This is a genomic window from Kitasatospora sp. NPDC057518 (assembly GCF_042802075.1).
Classification (GTDB): Bacteria; Actinomycetota; Actinomycetes; order Streptomycetales; family Streptomycetaceae; genus Kitasatospora.
In genome coordinates this window covers 1-4,756 of sequence record NZ_JBHVEU010000580.1, presented here as the reverse complement: position 1 = coordinate 4,756, position 4,756 = coordinate 1, and the positions used below count along the sequence as shown (strand labels likewise).

The window sequence follows — 4,756 nt, the reverse complement described above, 5'->3', positions numbered from 1 at the left end:
GGGACGCGCCTGGTCCGGCCGCGCCGTCTTCGCGTGGCGAGCGGCCGGCCGTTGCGGCTTCTGTGTGAACGTGGCGGAGCGCGCCAGAAGTCGGGCGGGCCGACTTCTGGGGTGGGTTTGTGCCGGAAGTTGAGTGCGTGGAGTCGACTTTTTGCGGGGGCGGGGGGTGGCATTCCGGGCGCCTGAAATGACTTGGCTGGGCGCGCGAGAAGTCGGCCTGGCCGACTTTTGGTGCGGGATTGGCTCGAGTGATTGGTTGCTTTGGGGATGGGCTGCCGGGGTGCGCGCCGCACAGGAAGTCGACCCGGCCGACTTCCTGCGCGGCGTGATGGCGCCCGTTGCTAGGCGACGGCCTGGCGGCGCCAGCGGCGGTAGGCGGGTTCGAGGCCGGAGAGGATGGTGTCGAAGCGGCGGGTGCTGGTGGTGGAGTCGACCTGGAGGCGGCTGATCTGGAGGGGATGGGAGGGGAGCCGGGGGCCCAGGCGGTGGTCGGAGAGGAAGCCGAGTCGGTAGCCGAGCTCCTGCAGGACGGTTTCGGCGCGGACGTCGTGGCCGCCGTCCGGGTAGGCGAAGGCGATCGGCGGTTCGCCCAGCCATCGGGTGAGGGCCTCGTGGGCGCCGGTGATCTCGGCGCGCACGGTGTCGTCGTCGCAGCGCCCGAGGCACGGGTGCCCCTGGGTGTGGTTGCCGATCGCGACGCCCCCGTCCCGCAGGGCGAGCAGGTCGGCCGGGGTCAGCTGCTCCTGGCGGGGCGGTCGGCGATCGGCGCTGACCCGCAGTTCGTGCAGACTGCGCCGCCGGTCCGGGTCCGGCATGGCCTTGAGCCGCCGGAGCAGCTGGGACGGGTGTCCGCAGTCGAGCGAGCGGGCCCGGCCCCCGTGCCGGGCGAGGAAGTCGGCCTCGTGCCACCAGAACGGCCGTTCGGTGCCGATGAGCTCCGAGATGACGAACGCGGTGGCCGGAATGCCCCGGGCGTCGAGGGCGGGCAGGGCGTGGGTGAGGACGCTCCGGTCGGCGTCGTCGAAGGTGACCAGGACGCTCCGGGGCGGCAGTGGCCGCCGTTCGGTCACGGCCTGGAGGACCGCGTCGAGCGAGACCGGCGTGGCGAGCCGCTGGAGCCGGTCGAGCTGAGCGCCGAACGAGCGGTGGTCGGTCACCCCGTGGTACGCGAGCACCGCGAGCCGTTGGGCGGCCAGGGCCCGGAACAGCGGCTGGACGGGGGCGAACCGCAGCCATTCGCCCCGAGCGTCCTGCTGTTCCGTGTCGACGGCCGCCCGGTGACGGCCCCCGCCGTCCAGGTGCGTGCCGTGGCGGTGCTCCTCGCGCCGACGGTCGCCGTGCAGGAGATCGCCGCCGAGCTGATCGCCGCGAAGGTGATCGCCGTGCAGGTGGTCGCCGTGCGGACGGTCGGTGGGTCGGCCGGTGCCGTGCCGGTCCGCCGACCACCCGACGGTCAGGGGCAGCGCGCGCATGCGGGGTGCCGGCCGGGCGCGGGCCATGGAGATCGATGTACTGGACTGGGACTGCGGCACGGTTCCCCCTCGTTCGCCGAGCGGCGTGGCGGTACCGCCGGAGGACGGAGCCCGGCCTCCGACTCCAGGGGCGGCGGCTCCGCTCCTGGATATTCCTGTTCTCGGTGGGGGGTTCACACCCGTCCCTCGAACGGCTCCTGGATCACTCAATGCCATTGAGACCGCTGCACCGGACGGATGGTTGTACCGGGGGGACGAGTATTTTTCGTGGACTGATTGTGGAGCCGGAATGCACGCCCGGACGCCTCGGACACACTTCGGGGCGGGCCCGGCGTGCCGCTGACCAGCCCGGATCCCCCGGTTGCGCAGCGTGTCCGGACCTTCACTCCCTGCGGGCTGCCACCCGCGCCGCCCCGGGGTACCTTGGGCTCATGGCAGATGCGGACCGTGACCCCTTCCACCTCCACGGGGCCTCCCGGATGGCTCGCGCGTGCAGCGGCGGAGCCCTGGTCACCCACCAGGTCCCGCTGACGGTGGTGGGCCTGGCCTGCCTGGCGCTCGGCATCGTCGTGGCCGTGTTCGTGCCGGACAGTGACGGGCCGGCCTGGGCGATGGCGGTGGCCGGCTGTCTGGCCGCGGGCGTCCTGCTGCTCGGCCGGATCGCCTTCGGCGTGTTCCGCGACCGGCGCCGCGCCGCGCTCTGACGGCGCCCCGGCCGGCGTACCGGCCGTACGGTCGGCGGGTTCCGTCCGGGCGTTGCCCCCACCCGTAACGTCGATCGCTCTCGGAATTCCGAAACGGCCGATCGAGCGAAATTGGTCAGACCGACTGAATATCGTCCAGTCGGACAATCTCAGGCCCTCTTCTTTCACCATTCCCGGACGACAGCTTCATCCCGCCTCTACTGTGAAGGCGTTCTTCCGGCTCGAAGCGCCGTGGAGGTGGAGCGATGAGCGGTAGACCGGATCGCGCCGCGGCCGTCTCATGAGACGCGCCGGCGACCTCGCCGTCGCCGCCCTGGCCGCGGTCGTCGCACTGCCGCTGGCCCTGCTGATCGCCGTCCTGCTCCGCTGCGGCACCGGCGGCCCGGTCCTCCAGCGGCAGATCCGGACCGGCCGGCACGGCCGCGAGTTCCAGCTCCTGCGCTTCCGGACCGGAGGGGACGGCCGGCTCACCGCCCTCCTGCGGCAATCCGGCCTGGACGAGCTGCCGCGGCTGTGGAACGTGGCGCGCGGCGACATGGGGGTGATCGGGCCCCTGCCGGTCGGCCCGGACCAGGCGGCGCACTACTCCCGCCGGGAGCGCGGCCGGCTCGCCGTCCGGCCCGGCCTCACCGGCTGGGCCCAGCTGCAGGCCCTGAGCCGCGGCCGGACGCCCCGCCCGCTCAGCCGCCCCGAGTGGGCGGAGCTCGACCTCTGGTACGTCGAGCACCGTTCGTTCGGGCTCGACCTGCGCATCCTCGGCCTCACCGTGCTCGCCCTGCTGCGGCCCGACACCGGCCGGGCGCACCGGGTCGGCCCGGAGCCGCCCCGATAGGCTGCGGCCCATGGCCATTCCCCCCTTCCTCGTCGAGCTCCGCGCCATCGTGGGAACCCGCCCGCTCTGGCTGAGCGCCGTCGTCGCCGTCGTGCTGGACGACCGCGACCGGGTGCTGCTCGCCCGCCGGGCCGACGACGGCCGGTGGGCGCCGGTCGGGGGCATCCTCGACCCCGGGGAGCAGCCCGCCGACGGCGTGGTGCGCGAGTGCGAGGAGGAGACGGGGGTGGTGGTCGTGCCCGAGCTGCTCGCCTCCGTCACGGTCTCGCCGCAGGTCACGTACCCGAACGGCGATGTGACGCAGTACCTGGTGCTGACCTTCCGCTGCCGTGCGGTCGGCGGCGAGGCGCGGGTGAACGACGACGAGTCGCTGGACGTCGGCTGGTTCGGGCTGGACGAGCTGCCGCCGATGATCGAGAGCGAGCACGAGCGGCTGCGCCACGCGCTGGAGTGCGAGGGCCCGGCGGTCTTCACCTGGGAGGGCAAGGAGCGCCCCTGAGCCCGGGGGCGGGCCCATCACGGCCCGCCGCAGGTCCTCAACCACCCGCCCGCGCCGGTCAGCCCTTGTACTGCCGGTAGGCCTCCTCCGCCGCGTCCAGCACCGCGGCCAGGTCCCCGCCCGCCGTGGCGGTGGCGGTCGCGGCCACCGCGCCCTCGACGAACGGGGCGTTGGCGAACCGGACCGGGAAGGGCAGCCCGTGCTCGTCCGCGTCGGCCAGCAGCGCGCGGACGGTGGTGACCGCCCCGCCGAGGTCGGCGAGCACCACCACGCCGTGGCCCTGGTCCACCCGCCGGGTCGCGGCGGCCACCAGGACGGCGCTGATGCCCGGTCCGTCCGACGGGTCGCCGCCGGTCGCCGCGACCGGCGCGGGGGAGTCGGATCCGGTCAACGCGAGCGCGAGGGAGCGTACGGCGGTGGCCAGTTCCTGGCTGTGCGAGACCAGGACGATCCCGACCCGCCCGTGCGTGGCGGTCCGGGCGGGGGTCGGCCGGGGCAACTGGGTGGGTGAGGGAGGCGTCCGGGGTGCCGGGGGATGGGCCGAGGGGGCGTCGGAGATGGGGATGACGTCGGCGCGGGTGCCGTCCCGGCGGCTCATCGGCTGCTCCCTCGAACGGGTCGGTCGGTGGATCGTTCTGGCAAGGCGCGCTCGGTCGAACCGGTCATCCCGGTCGGTCAGGGCGGAGCGGCCCGGGCCCCGGCACCTCGCGGGCCGGGCCGGGGAAGCGGTCGTACGGCGCCCTGGCAGCACTCTGGCAGCTGCCCGCCGCCCCCGCCGGTCGGGACACGCCTCGACCGGTCCTCCGGCCGCACCCGTCCCCGCCCGGAGGAGTCCTCGTCAACCCGCTGACCGGGGCCGGGCGGTGTGGCTAGGCTGGCCCAGGAACGCCGTCGGGAGGAGATCGGTCAGTGGGATCCAACAGCGGGACGGACACGGAGGTCAGCGTGGTGCAGCCGGATCTGGCGCCGAACGGGAAGCCCAGGGTGGACTTCACCGGGGCGGAGTGGCTGTGCAGCAGCCAGGGCGTCGGCGACGTGCAGATCGCCTTCGTGGACGGCTACATCGGGATGCGGGACGGCCGCCAGGAGGACGGGCCGGTCCTGGTCTTCACGCCGGGCGAGTGGCGGGCCTTCGTGCTCGGCGCCCGGGACGGCGAGTTCGACCTCACCTGAGCCGAGGCGCGCGGAGCCCGTCGGCGCCGAGCCGGCGCCCGGCACCACGGGAGCGGACCCCCGGTCGGCGGGGGTC

6 protein-coding genes are annotated in these 4,756 nt (G+C 74.3%); 4 read left to right on the top strand and 2 right to left on the bottom strand.

Going from position 1 to position 4,756, the window contains the following annotated elements; translation table 11 throughout:
* Positions 1-341: 341 nt before the first annotated feature.
* Entirely contained in the window at positions 342-1,532 is a 1,191-nt protein-coding gene (locus tag ACFU7Z_RS36475; protein ID WP_380782341.1) for a polysaccharide deacetylase family protein, read from the bottom strand.
* Positions 1,533-1,903: 371 nt separating this feature from the next.
* On the opposite strand from ACFU7Z_RS36475, the gene ACFU7Z_RS36470 reads away from it, so the two are divergent.
* From ACFU7Z_RS36470 to ACFU7Z_RS36460, 3 genes are all read left to right on the top strand, one after another.
* On the top strand, positions 1,904-2,176 hold the full coding sequence (locus ACFU7Z_RS36470; RefSeq protein ID WP_143204765.1) for a hypothetical protein: 273 nt from the start codon (positions 1,904-1,906) through the stop codon (positions 2,174-2,176).
* A gap of 280 nt (positions 2,177-2,456) precedes the next feature.
* Complete coding sequence (locus ACFU7Z_RS36465; RefSeq protein ID WP_049656058.1) at positions 2,457-3,008, top strand: sugar transferase; 552 nt, start codon at positions 2,457-2,459, stop codon at positions 3,006-3,008.
* Positions 3,009-3,018: 10 nt separating this feature from the next.
* The gene (locus tag ACFU7Z_RS36460; RefSeq protein ID WP_380782339.1) at positions 3,019-3,507 is read left to right on the top strand and encodes an NUDIX domain-containing protein; all 489 of its coding nucleotides are present in this window, start codon (positions 3,019-3,021) and stop codon (positions 3,505-3,507) included.
* Positions 3,508-3,565: 58 nt separating this feature from the next.
* Here ACFU7Z_RS36460 and ACFU7Z_RS36455 read toward each other — a convergent pair whose 3' ends face one another.
* Positions 3,566-4,105, bottom strand: a complete 540-nt coding sequence (locus ACFU7Z_RS36455) for a PTS-dependent dihydroxyacetone kinase phosphotransferase subunit DhaM (protein WP_082345992.1) — start codon at positions 4,103-4,105, stop codon at positions 3,566-3,568.
* A gap of 347 nt (positions 4,106-4,452) precedes the next feature.
* On the opposite strand from ACFU7Z_RS36455, the gene ACFU7Z_RS36450 reads away from it, so the two are divergent.
* Positions 4,453-4,680 (top strand): DUF397 domain-containing protein, encoded by a 228-nt coding sequence (locus ACFU7Z_RS36450; protein ID WP_234348556.1) that lies wholly within the window; start codon positions 4,453-4,455, stop codon positions 4,678-4,680.
* The last annotated feature ends 76 nt before the right edge of the window (positions 4,681-4,756 follow it).

What these genes read in the sequence shown, in the direction of transcription:
- ACFU7Z_RS36470 (WP_143204765.1), top strand. Translation starts at nt 1,904, where the DNA reads ATGGCAGATGCGGACCGTGACCCCTTCCACCTCCACGGGGCCTCCCGG.
- ACFU7Z_RS36465 (WP_049656058.1), top strand. Translation starts at nt 2,457, where the DNA reads ATGAGACGCGCCGGCGACCTCGCCGTCGCCGCCCTGGCCGCGGTCGTC.
- ACFU7Z_RS36460 (WP_380782339.1), top strand. Translation starts at nt 3,019, where the DNA reads ATGGCCATTCCCCCCTTCCTCGTCGAGCTCCGCGCCATCGTGGGAACC.
- ACFU7Z_RS36455 (WP_082345992.1), bottom strand. Translation starts at nt 4,105, where the DNA reads ATGAGCCGCCGGGACGGCACCCGCGCCGACGTCATCCCCATCTCCGAC.